This is a genomic window from Terribacillus sp. JSM ZJ617 (genome assembly GCF_044383785.1).
Classification (GTDB): domain Bacteria; phylum Bacillota; class Bacilli; order Bacillales; family Amphibacillaceae; genus Terribacillus.
In genome coordinates this window covers 216,986-234,394 of sequence record NZ_JBISEQ010000003.1, presented here as the reverse complement: position 1 = coordinate 234,394, position 17,409 = coordinate 216,986, and the positions used below count along the sequence as shown (strand labels likewise).

At 43.1% G+C, this 17,409-nt stretch carries 23 protein-coding genes; 14 read left to right on the top strand and 9 right to left on the bottom strand.

What is annotated here, in order from left to right:
- Positions 1–243 precede the first annotated feature (243 nt).
- On the bottom strand, positions 244–855 hold the full coding sequence (locus ACH6C1_RS12685; RefSeq protein ID WP_374077553.1) for an HD domain-containing protein: 612 nt from the start codon (positions 853–855) through the stop codon (positions 244–246).
- 237 nt (positions 856–1,092) lie between these two features.
- Between ACH6C1_RS12685 and ACH6C1_RS12680 the strand changes: the two genes are divergently transcribed.
- The 5 genes from ACH6C1_RS12680 to ACH6C1_RS12660 all read left to right on the top strand — a co-directional run bounded on the left by ACH6C1_RS12680 (position 1,093) and on the right by ACH6C1_RS12660 (position 4,191).
- Positions 1,093–1,476: a VOC family protein gene (locus ACH6C1_RS12680; protein WP_374077551.1), complete on the top strand. Its 384-nt coding sequence runs from the start codon at positions 1,093–1,095 to the stop codon at positions 1,474–1,476.
- Between the two features lie 191 nt (positions 1,477–1,667).
- Positions 1,668–2,393, top strand: a complete 726-nt coding sequence (locus ACH6C1_RS12675; protein WP_374077549.1) for an alpha/beta hydrolase — start codon at positions 1,668–1,670, stop codon at positions 2,391–2,393.
- Positions 2,394–2,489: 96 nt separating this feature from the next.
- Positions 2,490–3,005, top strand: coding sequence for a 2'-5' RNA ligase family protein (locus ACH6C1_RS12670; protein ID WP_095223825.1), 516 nt, complete (start codon positions 2,490–2,492; stop codon positions 3,003–3,005).
- Positions 3,006–3,007: 2 nt separating this feature from the next.
- Positions 3,008–3,430 carry a GNAT family N-acetyltransferase gene (locus tag ACH6C1_RS12665; protein ID WP_374077547.1) on the top strand — a complete coding sequence of 141 codons (423 nt, stop codon included), beginning with the start codon at positions 3,008–3,010 and terminating at the stop codon, positions 3,428–3,430.
- A gap of 80 nt (positions 3,431–3,510) precedes the next feature.
- On the top strand, positions 3,511–4,191 hold the full coding sequence (locus ACH6C1_RS12660; RefSeq protein WP_374077814.1) for a DUF421 domain-containing protein: 681 nt from the start codon (positions 3,511–3,513) through the stop codon (positions 4,189–4,191).
- A gap of 3 nt (positions 4,192–4,194) precedes the next feature.
- Here ACH6C1_RS12660 and ACH6C1_RS12655 read toward each other — a convergent pair whose 3' ends face one another.
- Complete coding sequence (locus tag ACH6C1_RS12655) at positions 4,195–4,470, bottom strand: hypothetical protein (protein ID WP_374077545.1); 276 nt, start codon at positions 4,468–4,470, stop codon at positions 4,195–4,197.
- An 88-nt stretch (positions 4,471–4,558) separates the two neighbouring features.
- On the bottom strand, positions 4,559–4,918 hold the full coding sequence (locus ACH6C1_RS12650) for a hypothetical protein (protein WP_374077543.1): 360 nt from the start codon (positions 4,916–4,918) through the stop codon (positions 4,559–4,561).
- 220 nt (positions 4,919–5,138) lie between these two features.
- Here ACH6C1_RS12650 and ACH6C1_RS12645 point away from each other — a divergent pair, with 220 nt between their 5' ends.
- Complete coding sequence (locus ACH6C1_RS12645) at positions 5,139–5,360, top strand: CotY/CotZ family spore coat protein (protein WP_374077541.1); 222 nt, start codon at positions 5,139–5,141, stop codon at positions 5,358–5,360.
- Entirely contained in the window at positions 5,312–5,632 is a 321-nt protein-coding gene (locus ACH6C1_RS12640) for a CotY/CotZ family spore coat protein (protein WP_374077811.1), read from the top strand. Before ACH6C1_RS12645 ends, ACH6C1_RS12640 begins: the two co-directional genes overlap by 49 nt.
- Positions 5,633–5,685: 53 nt before the next feature.
- Here the strand turns inward: ACH6C1_RS12640 and ACH6C1_RS12635 are convergent, their stop codons facing one another.
- Both ACH6C1_RS12635 and mgtE read right to left on the bottom strand, forming a co-directional pair.
- Complete coding sequence (locus ACH6C1_RS12635) at positions 5,686–6,150, bottom strand: CotO family spore coat protein (protein WP_374077539.1); 465 nt, start codon at positions 6,148–6,150, stop codon at positions 5,686–5,688.
- 113 nt (positions 6,151–6,263) lie between these two features.
- Positions 6,264–7,631 (bottom strand): magnesium transporter, encoded by a 1,368-nt coding sequence (gene mgtE, locus ACH6C1_RS12630; protein ID WP_374077537.1) that lies wholly within the window; start codon positions 7,629–7,631, stop codon positions 6,264–6,266.
- Between the two features lie 229 nt (positions 7,632–7,860).
- Here mgtE and ACH6C1_RS12625 point away from each other — a divergent pair, with 229 nt between their 5' ends.
- Together ACH6C1_RS12625 and prpE are read left to right on the top strand one after the other, a co-directional pair.
- Positions 7,861–9,039, top strand: a complete 1,179-nt coding sequence (locus ACH6C1_RS12625; protein WP_095223817.1) for an FtsW/RodA/SpoVE family cell cycle protein — start codon at positions 7,861–7,863, stop codon at positions 9,037–9,039.
- 62 nt (positions 9,040–9,101) lie between these two features.
- Positions 9,102–9,839 (top strand): bis(5'-nucleosyl)-tetraphosphatase PrpE, encoded by a 738-nt coding sequence (prpE, locus tag ACH6C1_RS12620; protein WP_374077534.1) that lies wholly within the window; start codon positions 9,102–9,104, stop codon positions 9,837–9,839.
- Here prpE and ACH6C1_RS12615 read toward each other — a convergent pair.
- The 3 genes from ACH6C1_RS12615 to yjbM are packed head-to-tail and all read right to left on the bottom strand — an operon-like array spanning position 9,828 to position 12,138.
- A complete protein-coding gene (locus ACH6C1_RS12615) occupies positions 9,828–10,691 on the bottom strand; it encodes an RluA family pseudouridine synthase (protein ID WP_374077532.1) in 864 nt (287 codons plus the stop codon). The genes prpE and ACH6C1_RS12615 overlap by 12 nt on opposite strands.
- A gap of 5 nt (positions 10,692–10,696) precedes the next feature.
- Positions 10,697–11,494: an NAD kinase gene (locus ACH6C1_RS12610; RefSeq protein ID WP_038559402.1), complete on the bottom strand. Its 798-nt coding sequence runs from the start codon at positions 11,492–11,494 to the stop codon at positions 10,697–10,699.
- Between the two features lie 14 nt (positions 11,495–11,508).
- Positions 11,509–12,138 (bottom strand): GTP diphosphokinase, encoded by a 630-nt coding sequence (gene yjbM / locus ACH6C1_RS12605; RefSeq protein ID WP_095219459.1) that lies wholly within the window; start codon positions 12,136–12,138, stop codon positions 11,509–11,511.
- 132 nt (positions 12,139–12,270) lie between these two features.
- Between yjbM and ACH6C1_RS12600 the strand changes: the two genes are divergently transcribed.
- From ACH6C1_RS12600 to ACH6C1_RS12580, 5 genes are all read left to right on the top strand, one after another.
- Positions 12,271–12,840: a CYTH domain-containing protein gene (locus ACH6C1_RS12600; RefSeq protein WP_095219460.1), complete on the top strand. Its 570-nt coding sequence runs from the start codon at positions 12,271–12,273 to the stop codon at positions 12,838–12,840.
- Between the two features lie 111 nt (positions 12,841–12,951).
- Positions 12,952–13,353: a globin domain-containing protein gene (locus ACH6C1_RS12595; RefSeq protein ID WP_095219461.1), complete on the top strand. Its 402-nt coding sequence runs from the start codon at positions 12,952–12,954 to the stop codon at positions 13,351–13,353.
- A complete protein-coding gene (locus ACH6C1_RS12590; RefSeq protein ID WP_095219462.1) occupies positions 13,350–14,228 on the top strand; it encodes a ClpXP adapter SpxH family protein in 879 nt (292 codons plus the stop codon). Before ACH6C1_RS12595 ends, ACH6C1_RS12590 begins: the two co-directional genes overlap by 4 nt.
- Positions 14,229–14,329: 101 nt before the next feature.
- A complete protein-coding gene (locus ACH6C1_RS12585) occupies positions 14,330–15,127 on the top strand; it encodes an alpha/beta fold hydrolase (RefSeq protein WP_374077529.1) in 798 nt (265 codons plus the stop codon).
- Positions 15,128–15,360: 233 nt separating this feature from the next.
- Complete coding sequence (locus ACH6C1_RS12580; protein ID WP_374077527.1) at positions 15,361–15,549, top strand: hypothetical protein; 189 nt, start codon at positions 15,361–15,363, stop codon at positions 15,547–15,549.
- Positions 15,550–15,563: 14 nt separating this feature from the next.
- On the opposite strand, the gene pepF is transcribed toward ACH6C1_RS12580, so the two are convergent.
- A complete protein-coding gene (pepF, locus tag ACH6C1_RS12575; protein WP_095219465.1) occupies positions 15,564–17,381 on the bottom strand; it encodes an oligoendopeptidase F in 1,818 nt (605 codons plus the stop codon).
- Positions 17,382–17,409: the final 28 nt, after the last annotated feature.

Here is a 17,409-nt window from a genome sequence, read left to right as displayed (position 1 = left end):
AGACATGCTCGATAATATTTTCGTTCCAGAGCTGAATGGCATTGCCAGTTTTGTCTTTTGGTACCCATTTGTGATGTCACTGTTTTAGAATGCTGGTACGCGTACGCTTGTCTATATATGGTTCCGGGATAAAGACCAAAAAATTGATTTTGAGAGGGGCGGCTGGCCGCTGATCGGTTTTTGGTCCCTTGTTATAAAGAGAAAGATCCCTGACAACAAACGCGCTATGACTGATCCCCATGATCATTCTGGTTGACCCACGCTTTGAACATAACCATTCGCTTTCAACTTCTCTTCTGCCTCACCTACAATAACCTGCCTCAGATCCTCCAGTACCGGATGGAATTCCGTATGGGGTTTCAGCATATAAACCATTTCTTTCTCAATATCCAGCCATGTATCCATCGCTGCTTCATTATGCTGCAGCTGTGCTTCCAGCTTATCTAAAGCATTGGCTACCTTTGCCTCGAATGTTTCCTTTGCTTCGAATTCAAGCCAAAGTATCTGCAGCTCCTTACCTGGCTCTTCTTCCAAAGTTGCCCTTATGTTATCCATGGCAGTTTGCTCAGCCAGCTGCTTTTGTTCTTTTCTTTTTGCATCATACAGTGTATCAAAAGCAGGAACATCCATTGCTTCTGCTTCGACTAAATCGTGAATCATGATCATTTTCAGCAACTTTGCCATGTCTAATTTTTCTTCTATGTACGGTTCTATCAGCACAGCCATCAGCCCTACGCGCCATGTATGTTCTGCTACACTCTCTCGCCTGCCGTTCGACAGCCAGCTATGCCGCATTTCAAATTTAAGCTTTTCAGCAAGCTTCAAAACTTGCATGATTCCTTTCATCTGCTTCATTGATATCATCCCTTCCGTAATGATATTACCATAATTTTCATAATGGATATTTGGACTTTGTACGTTATGCATCTCCTTGTTTCTATTTCCTTATTAGTTTTCCAGCAGAACCCCAGCTCGTGCTCTATTTATTGATCTCCAGAGTCAAATTTTTTTTATAATATGAGTACTTCTAAAAGGTAAATTCCACTCCAATGCAGAATGTATAGGCACATTCAAATTAAAAAGGAGATAATAATGATTAATCACGTTGGTCAAGTCATGATATATGTTAGCGATCAGGATCATGCAGTTCATTTTTGGACAGAAAAACTGGGGTTTCAAGTGATAGCGGAAGAAGACGACGGCCAGGGTATGAGATGGATTGAAATCGCACCTACAAATAATGCGGAAACAAGTATCATTCTCCACAACAAAGAAATTATTGCGAAAATGGAACCTGAACTGAATCTTGGTACCCCTTCTTTACTGTTCTTTTCGGATAACCTTGATAGACTGCATGAAGATTTATCAACTGATCACGTAACAGTTGGGGAAATAGTGGCAATGCCATCTGGGAGAGTTTTCAACTTTGCAGATCATGAAGGAAATTACTTTGCAGTCATGGAAAAAAACAAATGATTCCTGGATTACATACACCCCGCCAGATCCATTTCGATTCTGTGAAATGGATCCTTTTTCTATGGAGTTAAAGAGGAAGCAATTCACTCCAAAAGGCTGTACATTACCCTAACATCCTGTATTATTCTTTCTCTTCCTGCCATTCATGGTAAAATGACATCACAACCCTTTCACAAAGCGAGGTTTAGCAGATGAAACGAAATGGTAAGATGGAAAGTGCCATCATAGACAGTATCTATTTAGATGAAAGCTTGGAAGTGCGATGGTATAAACCGGAGACCTTTTCTCCCATGTATAAGTATCAGCTATGCATCATGCAGGATGGCAACGATTATTTCCAAATGGGGCGAATCGCGACGTTAAGCGATCAGCTGCATGGTGATGGTCAGATTCAAAATACAGTTTTCGCCGGCATCCATTATCGCGACCGTTACGACCGAATTGATAAATACCATCCTGATGGAAAGAAACACGAAGCCTTTCTGCAGTTCCTTCTTCATGAAGTGCTGCCGGTTTTGGAGGATGATCTGCCGACATTACATATGGGAGCAACCAGGATATTGATGGGTGATTCTCTGGCCGGCACTCTCTCCCTTGTTGCTGCCCTTCGCTTTCCGCATACATTCGGAGGCGTTGTAATGCAGTCTCCATTAATCGATGAAGCTGTCATGCGGGAAGTAAGAGAAGCAAAGCAGCTGGATAGCTTGTCTATTTATCATACGATCGGTACGAATGAGACAAAGGTTCCTACAAGCTTCGGGAAAGAGGTTGACTTTGTGGAACCGAACCGGAGCTTGCAGGAATACTTCCGCACAAAGCCTGTTGATTATACGTATCGGGAACTGGAGAATGCAGAACATACATGGAAGTATTGGCAGTGTGATATGAAACAGGTCCTGATAGACGTATTCGGCTGAACCTTCGGCCGCATACAGCAGGCCCTGTCTCTGGTATAATAAGAAGCATAAAGCAAACGATACGCATGCTATTCATTCTTAATTGGAGGTATTGAGATGAACTACACTGTAGCAATTTTCCCATCTGAGCAAGTGCAGCAAGAAGCTAATTCGTACCGCAAACGATACGACTCCGCTTACGCACTCATCAAACCGCATATGAAGGTAAGACAGCCATTCACATTGAATGAAGAAGATGATTTGATCGATGCTGTCAGTGAACTGAAACGAATTGCACGCGAAACAGCACCCTTCTCTTATCAAATTGAAAAAGTAAGTACGTTTGCACCTGCTCATAATACACTCTATTTCAAGGTGACACCTTCTGAGGAATTAAAAACACTGCACGAAAAGCTATATCATGGTTTCTTCGAAGGTGAAAAAGCATATGCATTCATTCCGCATATCACGATTGCACAAAATCTTTCCAATGGGGAATATGCCGATTTGCATGGAACGCTGAAGCTGAAGCAATTTCAATATGAAGAACAAGCCACACAGTTCCATCTGCTTCAGGAACAAGAAGACGGGAAATGGATCGTGAAAGAAACTTTTACGTTAGGTGAGGAATAATCATGGAAATATTCGTAGCAGAAAACAGTATTCAACAGCAAGATGCTTTCCAAGTAAGGACACTTGTATTCGTTGAGGAGCAAAAAGTACCGGCCGATCTTGAAATCGATGAACTGGAGAATGAAAGTATCCATTTCGTCGGGTACGAGGATGGAACTCCGGGAGCAGCTGCCAGAATGCGATTACTCGATGAGTATGCGAAGATGGAACGCATTTGCATCCTGAAAGAATTCCGGGGCAAACGTTATGGCAATGAACTAATGTGGGCAATGGAGGAGGAAGCCAAAAAACGCGGCATGCAAAAAGCGAAACTTAACGCGCAAACTCAGGCCATTCCTTTCTATGAACGATTAGGTTATACAGTCGTTTCAGAAGAATTCATGGATGCGGGCATTCCGCATAAAACGATGACAAAACAGCTGTGAGACTTCCTTTTGGAGGTCTCATTTTTTGTATAGTTACGTTTCCTTTGGGCATGCTTTCTTTTAGAAGGGTTGTGTTGCTCGTGGGAGAATACGGAATAATAATCGCGAAAGTGATATTCGGATTTGTTGGACTTTTCCTTTTGACGAAAATACTTGGAAAAACACAAATGAATCAAATTACACCATTCGATTTCATCGCTGCTATTGCAGCAGGAGAATTGTTCGGGAATGCTTTGTTCGATCCGGAAACGGGTATCTCTCATATTGCTGTTGCTCTTATTACATGGGGGGTACTGATGCTTGTCATTGAAAAACTAACTCAGAGATTCAAACGAACGCGTGGATTTTTGGAAGGAAAACCTTCAGTCATTATTTCTAAAGGTGAAATTCAATACAAGGATATGAAAGTAAATAAGATGGACTTCAATCAATTGATGCACCAGCTTAGATCAAATAATGTATTTTCTTTAGCGGAAGTGGATTATGCTATCATCGAATCAGATGGAAGTTTGAGTGTCTTGAAGAAAAGCGAGTACCAGGCGCCCACTAGAGGTGATTTAAAGCTTAAAGAGCAGCCTAACCCACTTCCTATTTCCTTTATTCTTGATGGAGAAATAATTGAAGATAATGTCATCAATAGTGGAAAAACCTTGGATTGGCTCTCACAGGAAGTCAAAAAACAAGGTTTTGATACTGTGGCAGATGTAGCATATGCTGAATGGACACCTACCAACGGTTTGTTTACAAGAGCCTATCATTAAAAATTAACATTGTGTATCAATGTGACGCCCTTTTCCGGTTAGAAGGCTATATGTCTGGCTATCGAAGGGTTTTTCTTTTTCTTCTGATCTTTGATTTTGACGATGCAAGACAATTTGATAATCAAGTCGATCCTGAACGGACTGTTCAAACGTATCCTTCGTTTTATGGGACATAACAGGATTCGTTCTTTCAATTACATAACGGTCGGTTTTTGTGCTGTTGATCCTATTTTGATAATCCATATACTGATAGGATGAAACCGGTACTGTCCAACTCATACAATCTCCTCCTTTATGTATCTTATTCTACTTTTTCCCGTATCCTTCCTTGTTTAACCATAAAAAAAAGCAGCCGAGGCTGCTTTTATCAGAACCAGAAGTTAGGGCGTCTTTTGTTATCATCGTCGTCTTTCTTTTTATCATCATGATCATGTTTGTCATCATGTTTATGTTCATTTTTCTTCCGTCGGAAACCGAATATTGGATCAAAATCAAAACCATGATCGTGTTTGTCATCATGATCGTGTTTGTTATCCTCTTTATGATCTTCATCTTTTTTACGGCCGGAACCAAAGAACAAATCATAATCATGTTTCTTATCATCGTGATCGTGCTTTTTATCATCATGATCGTGCTTATCTTTATGGATATCGTCGGCATCAAGCACTACTTTGTCAGCTTTGATGATGAGATTCTTCACGTGGATGACCTTTTTTTCCTGCGACATGTCTTTCACTCCTTTTTCCTTGGACTCAAGTCTTGATAGTTTATGTAACCCATTAGGATAAGGTGTGCTATGTACGCCTAATCCTGTGTTTTTTCTTCAATAGCAAATACCTACCAACTTCTTGCATAATGCAGTTAAGTGCCCACACATAACAAGTGACCTCTCATATCTTATTAAAGACGAAACGTCATTACTTTATCATTTCGAGAGGGGTAAAATCATGAGCAATGCAACGCGAGAGCGAGAAAGTTCATCAATCGTTGTAGATATCGTCAGAGAAATTGCTAATGCACAAAGAGATATCTCCAGCGAGTGCTGTGCAACAAGTGCGGAACAATCCATTAATGATCTTCTTGGAACTTTGGAGGATCTGTTGGTTTCGATACAGTACCAATCTGCCTTTATAACGACCTTGGTGGTATCTTCCGCGGATATGGAGTAGCTCCAGGAGCAACTCCAGGAACACTCGGACCGGTAGCTGCAAGCTACTACTTCCGTGTAAAGGCAGTTTACGATGATGACGCTGCTGTATTGGAACTGCTTCGGAGCCCAGCTGATATCACACTCATTCCTGACGGTGTCGATGATCAGATAGTTACCGGCTTAGCAGCAACTGGCCTTTGCTTCACAGTTGATTTAACTAAATTTGCACACATCACTACCTTGCCAGCTATTTCTGCATTCCCTACTGGTACAACTGGCACAACTGCTTAATCCAGTTCAAAACAGGAAAAGTTCAATCTTGATTACAAGATTGAACTTTTTTCTTAGAAGCCTAGCATTTTGATGTCACGGATATCTTCAATCTTCAATTCCCGTTTAAACGGACGCCGTATGGATTTAAATTGAATTAGATCTTCTTCCCTACCTGAAATGATGCCGATCAAGCTGCCTTCTGATGTAACGATTTCACATTTCATTCTCGGGATTTGAGAAGGCAGATTCAAGAAATACTCAATCTTTTCGACCGTCGTCAATTCCTTGAAATTCACTTTTTTACTGGTTGGTGCTTCTTTCTTCTCAGCTGTCTGTGTTTTCTCCTCTGCTCGTGCAGCAGCTATACGTTTTTCCTCTATCTGTGCAGTTTCTTGCTTTTCTTCTTCTGTCAGTACTTCTTTCTTTTTTCCTTTTGCCGAACGATAGGCCTGCTGCATTTCTGCCTTTGGCAACTCAAGCTTGGGCTGGGCTATGAACAGCAATGGCTGCTGTCTCCTTACCTTTTCATTGGACACGCAACGTCCTCCTTTGCATTAGGATTCCTACCCATTATATGCAGCTGATGATAGAGGGTGCCCAATTTGACCAAAAGAAAAAGACTGTCTCCAGACAGTCTTTTTTTCACATATTAACTTGTCAGCAGTCCCATAAAAGCTGTCGCCAGCCCGAAATAAATTAAAATGGAAATGATGTCATTAATAGTCGTAATGAACGGACCTGAAGCGATGGCCGGGTCGATGTTCAGTTTATGCATGAGCAGCGGGATGATAGCTCCTGCCAGTGTAGCAATGATCAACGTCGCAAAAATGGATAAACCGACAAGTAAGCCTAGGAAGAAGTCTTTCTGCCAGATGGTCACGACTAATGTAATGACGATACCACAGCTTAGTCCAGTGATAATTCCTGTCAGCCCTTCCCGCATTACCATTCGCATTTTCCCGCGTTTAGCAACATCCCCCGTAGCCATACCTCGCACCGCAACTGCCAGTGCCTGGGTGCCGGTATTCCCCCCCATCCCGCCGATAAGCGGAATAAAGCTCGCAAGTATAGCGACTTGGCTCAGCGTATTTTCGAAACGACTAATCATGCTGGCCGTAATCATACCGAGGAAAAGGAGAACAACTAGCCATGGCAGCCGTTTGCGAGCAGACACAAAAGCACTGTCTTCTCCTCTTTCTGTATCGCTGACACCGGCTAAACGGCTGTAATCCTCATCTGCTTCTTCTTCCATAACATCCAGAATATCATCGACTGTGATGATACCGAGAATATGATTTTGAAAATCGACAACTGGCAGTGCCAGGAAGTCATAATCACGCATCATTTGTGCAGCATACTCCTGATCGCCACCGACGTCGACACTGACAATCCTGTCGCTCATCACCTCTGAAATGAGCCAGTCTTTCTCCGCTATAATAAGATTTCGCAAGGAAATGACGCCGACCAGCTTCTTATCTTGGTCTACGACATACGTATAATAAATTGTTTCAGCATCCGGTGCTTCAGCTCTTAAATGCAGCATCGCTTCCCGCACCGTATCGGTTGCGCTGACACTGACGAATTCAGTCGTCATGATACTTCCGGCCGTTTTATCCTCATAATGCAGAAGATGTTTGATTTCATCCGCTGATTCCTTTTCCATGATCGTGATGAAACTAGCAACCTTGTTTTTATCCATTTCCTTCAATATATCGACGGCATCATCTGCTGACATCTCGGCCAGTACCTGCGCTGCATAACGTGAGTACATCTCAGTGAAATACAGGTCTGCATTTTCCCAGTTGACGTTTTCCATAATCTCTGCGGTTTCATCTGGTGAGAGATAAGAATAAATCTGCTTCCGGATTTCTTCTGGCTGTTCCTCAAAAACTGCCGCCTGATCATACGGGTGCAATTCTAGGTATTCTGCACGAAATTGGTCGATTTGCTGGTTAGCTAGTGCTTCCCTGATTTTATTTTGGTATAGTAAGATTTCTTGGTTTTCCAAATGATCCATACGTCTGCCTCCTCGCTTGCAAGAACACTCAATAGTAAGTAAAATCTTGCCCTTTGTCAACGTAAAAACGGTCGTTCTGTGAAAGGTTTAAAAAACTTTAATAGAGTTCACTTAATTTATCCGTCATTTTGTTGTAAACTGTAACAAGATTATATTCCACTCATTTGCAAAATCTAATCGCTTTTATAGCAGCTAGAGATGCGGAAGGAACGAAAGAAAGGTTTTGTGTATGAATTCTAACAAATTCCGGTTAGATCTAACAATTATATTAGTTTTGATATTGCTTTGTATCGTCTCTTCATTCACGTTATTCGAGCTGCAGCCGACATTATCCGGTATCGCCGCCCAAACACAATATATGCCGCGCCAGATTATGTGGTACGTCCTTGGTGCTGTCGTCATTGCTGTTATGATGCTGCTTGATTATGACCGGCTTCGCCAGCTCGTGTGGATTTTCTACGGAATTGGTATGGTTATGCTGTTGATGTTATTCTTCAAATTCCCAGCTGCCATCATCAATGAAGCAAACGGAGCGACGAGCTGGTTCATCTTGCCGGGTATCGGTTCAATGCAGCCTGCTGAATTTGTGAAGGTGTTTGTCGTTATCGCTTTGGCGCATGTCATCATGTCCCATAACGAAAAGAATACAGTCCGCACAAATAAAACAGATTTGTTCTTGCTTGGGAAGCTGTTTGCAGTAGCCTTGCCCCCTATGGGTCTGATTGCTGTACAGCCTGACCTGGGCGGTTTCCTTGTACTGTGTTCCATTCTTGGAGCTACGATTTTAGTATCAGGAATCAGCTGGAGGCTGCTGTTGACCATATTGGGTGTTATCCTTGGTATTAGTTTATTTGTAGCAATTCTGGCTTATATTTTACCGAACCAGGTCGGTGCCTTCTTGCAGGAAACGATATTCAAACACGTCGAGAGCCGATTCCTCGGCTGGCTTTATCCAGAAAAATATCCTGATTCCAGTTACCAGTACAGATTGGGACTGATGGCCATTGGATCAGGAATTCTTTTCGGAAAAGGGGCATCAAATTTCCAGGTCTCCATTCCGGAAAGACATACAGATTATATTTTTTCTGCCATCGCTGAACAGTTTGGGTTTATCGGTTCCGCAATTGTGCTCTTCTTATTCTTCATCCTCATCTATCGGATGATTCAAGTCGGACTGGAGAGCAACGAGCCATTCGGCAGTTACTTGGCAGCCGGGTTCATCGGGATGTTCACCTATCAGATATTCCAGAACATCGGGATGTCGGTAGGACTCGTACCGATTACCGGACTTCCGCTGCCATTCCTCAGCTATGGAGGAAGTTCGACGCTCGCCTATATGATTGCAATCGGTATCGTGCTCAATATTCACTCGAGAACACGTACATTCATGTTTGAAACACAGAAATAAGCCTTACGTAAAAAGGGAAAGCTATTATAAGCTTTCCCTTTTTGTATATAGGAGTGATTCATATGAAAATAGATTTTATCGGAGATGTGCATGGCTGCTTGCCAGAGCTTTTCGAGCTATTCAGTAAGTTAGGATATGACATAAAGGATCGTTTGCCTGTCCATCCAGAAAAACGCCGGCCATTTTTCATCGGAGATTTGACGGATCGCGGCCCCGATTCCTTAGGTGTAATAGAACTCGTTTACCGGCTTGTCGAAGATGAGCTGGGGTATTATGTACCAGGTAATCATTGTGATAAGCTATACCGCTACCTGCGCGGTAATAACGTACAAGTGAAACATGGATTAGAAACAACAGTAGCTGAACTCCAGAATTGTGAACCGAATAAGCGCAGAAAGCTATCTAATATGTTCCTGCAGCTCTACAAAAAAGCACCTCTATACAAACAAATCCCGGAACTAGGCGTCGTGGCAGCACATGCTGGTATTAAAGAATCCCTAATCGGCAAGGAAGGGAAAAAAGTGAAAAGCTTTGTTCTTTATGGAGATACGACTGGTGAAATGGATGAACTTGGCCGTCCAGTCAGACTGGACTGGGCTAAGCATTATCATGGGGAAGACTGGATTATCTATGGCCATACCCCGGTTCTGGAAGCCCGCACCATTCATCATACTATCAATATCGATACAGGCTGTGTCTTCGGCAACAAGCTTACCGCCTGTCGCTTTCCAGAACAATCCTTGCATAGCGTCCCGTCCCAGCAGCCGTTCGTCGAAGAGAAATTCCGTTCATTCGATTGAAAAGTCAGCCGGAACCGGTGAATGAAAGGTCAGTACGCGTTTCGTAAACGGATGAATAAAGCGCAGCTGCTGGGAATGGAGTGCCTGTCGGCTGATGACACCCGTACCACCGCCATACAGTGTATCACCGGCGAGCGGATGTCCAAGTGATGCCATATGAACACGGATTTGATGCGTCCTTCCAGTAGCAAGCTTTATTTCAACTAATGTATGATCAGCGAAGCTGGTCTGACGGCGAAAGTGAGTGACTGCTGTCTGTCCATCAGGCCGTACTTCCCGTTCAATGATCGAGCCTTCTTTCCTGCCGATCGGTTTGCTGATTGTCCCGGATGATTCTTCCATACTGCCCTCCACCAGCGCGACATATGACCGCTGTATTTTTCCTTGCTTTTGGTCTGCAGCCAAAAGCGTATGGGCATAGCGATGTTTTGCAACAAGCATCAGTCCCGAAGTATCGCGATCAAGCCTTGTCAGTATATGGACAGTATAAGCAAGCTCTTGTGTCTGATAATGCCAAAGCAAACCATTCGCAATCGTACCTGACGGCTGATTCATAGATGGAATCACTGCCACCCCTGGCTGCTTATCCAAGACTAATACGTGTTCGTCTTCAAATACAATAGGCAGCTCGAGCGGCTCTGCTTCCATATAAGCACCAGCTTCTTCTTTCGGCAGCTCCACTTCTAAGCTATCCCCTGCTTTCCCGGCATGCCAAAGAGGCGCCGGCTGCTGATTGAGTGTTACCAGCTGCGGCTCCTCCTTGAATGTCTTAAATAGTCTTCTTGATACTCCTTGCTGTTTAAGGAAATCCTTAATGACAATTTCCTCCTGCAAGGTCCAGCTTAATTTCATAGCTTTTACCTCTTATCTGCAATGAATGAGTCGTGCACACGTTTCCAGAATGGGAACGGACGGAAGCGCGCAAACCGAACACGCTGCTTGGCGACTGAACAAGTGATTGACTCGATATCTGAATGATTTTCTGTCATATGATCAATGGCTATCAGGAAACTTTTGTCCAAGGTCGGTCTCAGTGTACATGGATGATGGCTCGGCAAAATGAGCGGAGAACCTATCGTCCGAAAAACACGATTATTAATCGAAGCAAGCTCCGTCACTTGTATGGATGCCAAAGAAGGATGAATAATAGCCCCATTCAACGCCTTGTTATAGGCTGTACTGCCCGAAGGCGTTGAGATGACAAGGCCATCTCCTCGGAATGTTTCGAAATGCTCTCCCTTTATCGAAACATCAAGTACAACTGATCCATCCGGTGTTTTGACGGAGCATTCATTCAGTGCTAGATGCTCGTCCACCCTTCCATCTTTGTGGGTAATGGATATATCGAGCAAAGGATACTCCACGATATGGTACGGTTTATTGGCGATCTGCAGCAGCAGTTTCTCCAATTCCTCAGGAACCCAATCTGCGTAGAATCCTAAATGTCCAGTATGGATACCAATAAATGCTGTACTGTCCAAACGATGGACATATGTATGGAAATTCTCTAGGAAAGTCCCGTCTCCCCCGACAGATATCGCGAGAGCCGGCTCCTTATCATCATACTCGAAATTGAAATGCGCCAGATGTTCGACAATTGTTTCCTTGATCGCATTCGACTTCTCATCTCCCCGTGAAAGAACCGTATATTTCATCCCAGCTTACACCCCTATTTATGCTTTTTGATTTGCTGCTGATCATGATAAATCCGCTGCGCTTCTTGCACTTCATCCCGAATTTTGGACATTTCCTCGTCCAGCCGGAATGCAGCTTCTGCGGCCGTTTTCAATCTTGTTTTCAATTCTGCCGGTATTTGGCTATCGTATTTATAATTTAGCGAATGCTCATTTGTAGCCCAAAAATTCATGGCAAGTGTTCGGATCTGGATCTCGGCTAGTACTTTCTTCTCGCCGTGAATCGTCTCGACCGGATATTCAATGATCATATGATACGACCGATAGCCGCTTTCCTTCGTTTCAACGATATAGTCAATTTCATTTACGATAGTAAAGTCATTTCGTGCTTTTAGCATTCCCACAACTGTATAGATATCATCGACGAACTGCGTCACGATTCTAAGCCCGGCAATATCCTGGATTTCTTGATGCAGTAGGTCGACGGTGACCTGCTTAGTGGCTGCTTTTTGTAGGATACTGCGTACTGGCTTAACGCGACCAGTGATGAATTCAATCGGGGAATGGCGTGATTCATTTTCAAATTGAGAACGCATCCCCTTCAGTTTCACTTTCAGTTCTTCTACTACCTGTACATATGGTGCTAAAAATACATCCCAATTCATACTCTTCGTAGCCCCTTTTCTTCCCAGCAGCGTCTAGTTGTTCCAGATGCATTATATCTGCTTTCAGTGTATCATAAAAGCAGCTTGGCATAACAATGGAATACAACAGATAGAAGCACAGGGGGTATAAGCATGCCGCAAGAGATTGAAATCGAATTTAAGAATCTGCTTACAGAAGCGGAATTTAATAAATTATATGAAGTGTTTAATATGAAAAACGTGCCTGAAATACAGCAGGTTAACCACTATTTCGAAACAAAAGATTTTCAGCTGAAACAGCATGGTGCTGCACTGCGAATCAGAGAAAAGAACGGAAAATATCAATCCACGCTAAAACAGCCGCAAGGTGAAGGGCTCCTGGAAACGCATGACTTTTTAACAGAGCAAGAAGCAAATTCCTGGTTGCAAGGTTATATTACGCTTGGTCCTGAAATCAGTAAGCAACTGCAGGAATTAGGTATTTCAACCGCTGAATTGATTTATGGAGGATCATTGGAAACTGTCCGCCGGGAACAGTCATATAATGATACAATCATCGTTCTCGATAGAAGTAAATACAGTGATGTAACTGATTATGAATTGGAACTTGAAGCCCAGAGCTATGCACATGGAGAGCATGTTTTCAACACCATTCTTACGGAAAACGGCATAGCGAAACGAAAGACTCCGAACAAAATTCAGCGTTTCTATGACAGCCTCTGAAACAGATAAGTTGCCCAACTTAGTAGGTGGCTGATAAAATAAATTTACAGTCAACCCCTACTCGGGGCAGATGTTATGTTGATTGCTCTTTGCATAAGAAAGGAAGAAACAATGAATCAAGCTGAAACATTGTACGATGGAATTGGCGGACAAGCCATATTAGAGCAGCTGGTAGATGTTTTCTACCGACGCGTGGCAGAGCATCCAGATTTAAAGCCGATTTTTCCGGAAGATTTGACGGAGACCCGCCGCAAACAACAGCAGTTCCTGACTCAATTCTTCGGCGGTCCGCCACTCTATACAGAAGAGCACGGTCACCCGAAGCTAAGATACCGGCACCTCCCTTTCGAAATTACACCAACGCGCAAGGATGCATGGCTTTCCTGCATGGCAGCTGCCCTAACGGAAACTGACATAGAGGAACCTTATAAAAGCATAATATATGAACGACTTGCGTTAACCGCACATCATATGATGAATACACCAGACAAAGAGAAAGGAGAATCGATATGAGCTGGGAATCTTCTAATTCAATACAGCAAAGGCCTGAGGATGACTGTGGCGGATTTTGCGGGTTGTTTCCTTCCTCGAAGAAGCCCGTGGAGATTTACGTTTTTATCGATCCGCTTTGCGAGGATTGCTGGTCACTCGAGCCTTTTCTCAAGAAACTTACAATGGAATATGGTCAATATTTCACTTTACGCCCTATACTGACAGGAGATTATCAGCCACTCGTTCGTGATCGAAGCGAGTGCAGTTACCCGAAAACGGTTCTACAGCCGGATAATATCTTGTTGAGCAATGCCGTTTCCTTCCCATGGCGCACCTCGCTTGCGATAAAAGCAGCGGAATTGCAAGGAAGAAAGGCTGGTACCCGCTTCCTCCGTACTATTCAGGAGGCACTGTTTTTAAACAAACAGGATATTACCGCAGATGAAATTCTGATTGAATGTGCTAAAATTGCTAAACTCGATCTGGAAGAGTTTCATGACGATATGTATTCTGCTTCAGCTAAAAAAGCATTTCAATGCGATGTGAAGCTTTCGAAGGAACTGGAAATTGACGAGTCACCTTCCATTGTCTTCTTTAATGAATCCGAAGAAGACTCTGGTATTAAAATTTCCGGTTTATATAGCTACGATGTCTATGTCAATGTCCTGCACCAGATGCTGCAAAGAGATCCACAGCCAGCGGCAAAACCGCCCGTTGAAGAGTTTCTTTCCAGCTATAAATTCGTTGGAAGCAGGGAAATCTCATTGATTTATGATTGGACGAATGCGCAGACAGAAAAGGAAATGAAAAAGCTACAATTGAAACAGATGGTAGAACGCATTCCGATCAAACACGATACTTTCTGGAAATATAATATTACTTCGAAAGCTGAATAACTTTTTGCTGCACTTATACCAGACAGCCGCACTTATGTGCGGCTGTTTTTCATTGTCTGGAATCGGGAATCGAAGAAAATGTACAGAGGAGGTCTAAACATATGGAACAGCATTTTTTCAATTCAAATGGCTTGCAGCTAGCGTATTTGGACAACGGTGTAGAGTCAGATTATGTACTTGTACTCATGCATGGCTTATTTGCACGAGCGACTCTTTACAAACCATTTATGGAAAGAACAAAAGGTTGGCGAATTATCGCCCCTGATCTGAGGGGACATGGCAGGAGCGGTCATTCAGCGGAACTGACCGGGTATGACCGAGACTCTTACCTTCAGGATTTGGAGGCTTTACTTGAAGAGATTGGCGAAACGAAATATATCGTCTTGCTCGGTCATTCTTTATCCGGTGTGACTGCTTATCAATTTGCAGCCAAGTATCCAGACCGTATAACTGGACTGATTATAGAGGATATGGGGCATAAGGTTTCTGGTGAACTAACATATGCCTTAAAGTTCCAGCAGCCTGCAGATACGCTTGCTGCTCTGTCTCACAGTATCGAACAAGTACAGAATGAAAACCACTTCCTATATTACGCAGAGAGTGCGTATGAGGCAAAAGACGGCTGGAGGTTATGCTTCGATTCAAAAGGTATTAAAGCATCGCAGGATAATCTGAATGGTGATTATACGGATACCTATCAAAAAGTTACATGTCCAACATTGCTTATGCGCGGTGCCCACTCCCCTATCTTGTCGGAAGAAGTATGGGAAGAGATGAAGCAGCTGCGGCCGGAAGTTGAAGCCGAACAGTTTGATAAATGCGGTCATAGCATCCATTTTGAGGATTTGGACAGCTTCAGCCGTTCCGTTCACCAGTTCTTAAAAAAGTGGAAAACATAACAAAAAGGCCTGCCTTTCGGCAGACCTTTTTGCATGTATAACTTCTACTGAGGGGATGGGAGAACAATAATCCAAACAAAGGGGACTTGTTTGTGATGTTTCTCACAAATATAATGTACCATAATGTAATATTAGATGGCAACTGTTATGTGCACAATTTCACAAAAAAGTCACAAGCTCTCTTAGTCTAGTCTTTTCCATACCTGCATAAAGTGATGATAGTCGGAGGTGGCATGATGAAAGGAATCGGTATCCTGTTGATCGCCTTGGTTATTTTGGCTTTATGTTTCAACATTCTCGGTATGCTTCATTTCGTTTCCTTGGCGATTACATTGCCTTTGCTATTTTTATCATTACTAGCCGCATGCTTTTTCTTTACCAGAAAAAGAACATTCAAAGGCATGAAAAAACCGACGCGTTAGCGCCGGTTTTCTTTTTATTTCTGCAATAGTTTTTCCATTTCGTCCAGTTTCTCCTCGAATACATCGAGTGCAGACAGGATAGTCTGTTTATTCGTCATATCTACTCCAGCGGACTTCAGTACTTCAATTGGATAGTCGCTGCTTCCAGCCTTGAGGAATCCTACATATTTATCAACAGCAGGCTGTCCTTCTTCAAGGATCTTAGCAGATAGTGCAGTAGCAGCTGCGTAGCCTGTAGCATATTGATATACATAGTAATTGTAGTAGAAATGAGGAATTCGTGCCCATTCCAAACCGATTTCTTCATCGATTGTTAAACCCTCGCCGAAGTATTTCTTGTTCAAATCATAATACATGGACGTCAGATTCTCTGCTGTAAGCACTTCACCGTCCTGCTGATGCTTATGAATCATATGCTCAAACTCAGCAAACATCGTCTGACGGAAAACAGTGCCGCGGAATCCTTCAAGGAAGTGATTCAGCAAATACAGCTTCTCTTGCTCATCATCCACGTTATTGATCATATATTCATTCAGCAAAGCTTCATTACACGTAGATGCAACCTCGGCAACAAAAATGGAATAGTTACCATATCTGTATGGCTGATTTTTGCGTGTATAATAACTATGCACCGAATGTCCGAACTCATGTGCCAACGTGAACAGATTATTGACGTTATCCTGCCAGTTCATCAGGATATAAGGGTTTGTTCCATACGCTCCTGATGAGTACGCACCACTGCGTTTCCCCTTGTTCTCTTCCACATCAACCCAGCGGTTCTCAAAGCCTTCCTTCAGGATAGACTGATATTCTTCACCTAATGGCTCCAGTCCTTTAAGAACGAAATCCTTCGCTTCGTCATATGACACTTTCATGTCGACATCTTTCACTAGCGGTGTGTAAAGATCATACATATGCAAGTCATCAATACCAAGCACCTTCTTGCGGAGTGCCACATAACGATGAAGCAACGGCAGACGCTCATTGACAGCTTCTACGAGGTTATCATAAACCTGTTCAGGAATTTTATTATTATCCAGCGCAGACTGACGGGCTGACTCATAATTCCTTACTTTCGCGTAGAAGTTATTCTTCTTCACTGTACCTGAAAGTGTTGAAGCAAAAGTATTGCGGAATTGACCGAATGTATCATACATGGACTTGAATGCGTCACGGCGGACACGCTGATCCTTCGATTCAAGGAATGTGACATAACGGCCATGCGTAACGTCAACTTCTTCCCCTTCTTCATTCTTGATGCTCGGGAAAGTTAAATCTGCGTTGTTAAGCATACCAAAGGTAGCAGAGCCATTATCGGTCACTTCGGAAGCTTGAGCAAGTAATGTCTCTTCCTTCTCAGACAGCACATGCGCACGCTGACGGCTGATTTCGTTCAAGGTATGCTCGTACACTTTAAGATCATCATTTTCTTTCAGGAACGATTGGATGCGGCTCTCATCGATTGCAAGTAACTCTGGAACAATATAGCTCATCTTACTTGAGATCTGCGTAATCAATAACTCCGCTTTTGATTGCAGTGCTTGATAATGCCCGTTCGTCGTATCCTGGTCATAACGCATATGCGCGTATGTATAAAGCTTGCCGATACGCTCAGATAATTCATCCTGTAGTTTGAACATCTTATACAGCGTGTCTGCGGATTCTTCAAGCTTGCCTTGGAATGCAGAAATCTTATCTCCATCCTCAGACAATGCTTTGCGCTCTTCCTCCCACAGGTCATCTGTTGCGAATATATTCTCTAGGTTCCAAGTGTTTTCTACTGGTACCTCGCTTCGTTTTGGTAAAGATTTAGCTGATTTTGACACGAACATCCTCCTCCAATGCTGCTTACCTTTTCTG

What these genes read in the sequence shown, in the direction of transcription:
- ACH6C1_RS12665 (WP_374077547.1), top strand. Translation starts at nt 3,008, where the DNA reads ATGGAAATATTCGTAGCAGAAAACAGTATTCAACAGCAAGATGCTTTC.
- ACH6C1_RS12595 (WP_095219461.1), top strand. Translation starts at nt 12,952, where the DNA reads ATGAATCAAGCTGAAACATTGTACGATGGAATTGGCGGACAAGCCATA.
- ACH6C1_RS12680 (WP_374077551.1), top strand. Translation starts at nt 1,093, where the DNA reads ATGATTAATCACGTTGGTCAAGTCATGATATATGTTAGCGATCAGGAT.
- ACH6C1_RS12625 (WP_095223817.1), top strand. Translation starts at nt 7,861, where the DNA reads ATGAATTCTAACAAATTCCGGTTAGATCTAACAATTATATTAGTTTTG.
- pepF (WP_095219465.1), bottom strand. Translation starts at nt 17,381, where the DNA reads ATGTTCGTGTCAAAATCAGCTAAATCTTTACCAAAACGAAGCGAGGTA.
- ACH6C1_RS12670 (WP_095223825.1), top strand. Translation starts at nt 2,490, where the DNA reads ATGAACTACACTGTAGCAATTTTCCCATCTGAGCAAGTGCAGCAAGAA.
- ACH6C1_RS12650 (WP_374077543.1), bottom strand. Translation starts at nt 4,918, where the DNA reads ATGTCGCAGGAAAAAAAGGTCATCCACGTGAAGAATCTCATCATCAAA.
- yjbM (WP_095219459.1), bottom strand. Translation starts at nt 12,138, where the DNA reads ATGAATTGGGATGTATTTTTAGCACCATATGTACAGGTAGTAGAAGAA.
- ACH6C1_RS12600 (WP_095219460.1), top strand. Translation starts at nt 12,271, where the DNA reads ATGCCGCAAGAGATTGAAATCGAATTTAAGAATCTGCTTACAGAAGCG.
- ACH6C1_RS12615 (WP_374077532.1), bottom strand. Translation starts at nt 10,691, where the DNA reads ATGAAATTAAGCTGGACCTTGCAGGAGGAAATTGTCATTAAGGATTTC.
- mgtE (WP_374077537.1), bottom strand. Translation starts at nt 7,631, where the DNA reads ATGGATCATTTGGAAAACCAAGAAATCTTACTATACCAAAATAAAATC.
- ACH6C1_RS12580 (WP_374077527.1), top strand. Translation starts at nt 15,361, where the DNA reads ATGATGAAAGGAATCGGTATCCTGTTGATCGCCTTGGTTATTTTGGCT.
- ACH6C1_RS12675 (WP_374077549.1), top strand. Translation starts at nt 1,668, where the DNA reads ATGAAACGAAATGGTAAGATGGAAAGTGCCATCATAGACAGTATCTAT.
- ACH6C1_RS12645 (WP_374077541.1), top strand. Translation starts at nt 5,139, where the DNA reads ATGAGCAATGCAACGCGAGAGCGAGAAAGTTCATCAATCGTTGTAGAT.
- ACH6C1_RS12685 (WP_374077553.1), bottom strand. Translation starts at nt 855, where the DNA reads ATGAAGCAGATGAAAGGAATCATGCAAGTTTTGAAGCTTGCTGAAAAG.
- prpE (WP_374077534.1), top strand. Translation starts at nt 9,102, where the DNA reads ATGAAAATAGATTTTATCGGAGATGTGCATGGCTGCTTGCCAGAGCTT.
- ACH6C1_RS12610 (WP_038559402.1), bottom strand. Translation starts at nt 11,494, where the DNA reads ATGAAATATACGGTTCTTTCACGGGGAGATGAGAAGTCGAATGCGATC.
- ACH6C1_RS12655 (WP_374077545.1), bottom strand. Translation starts at nt 4,470, where the DNA reads ATGAGTTGGACAGTACCGGTTTCATCCTATCAGTATATGGATTATCAA.
- ACH6C1_RS12590 (WP_095219462.1), top strand. Translation starts at nt 13,350, where the DNA reads ATGAGCTGGGAATCTTCTAATTCAATACAGCAAAGGCCTGAGGATGAC.
- ACH6C1_RS12585 (WP_374077529.1), top strand. Translation starts at nt 14,330, where the DNA reads ATGGAACAGCATTTTTTCAATTCAAATGGCTTGCAGCTAGCGTATTTG.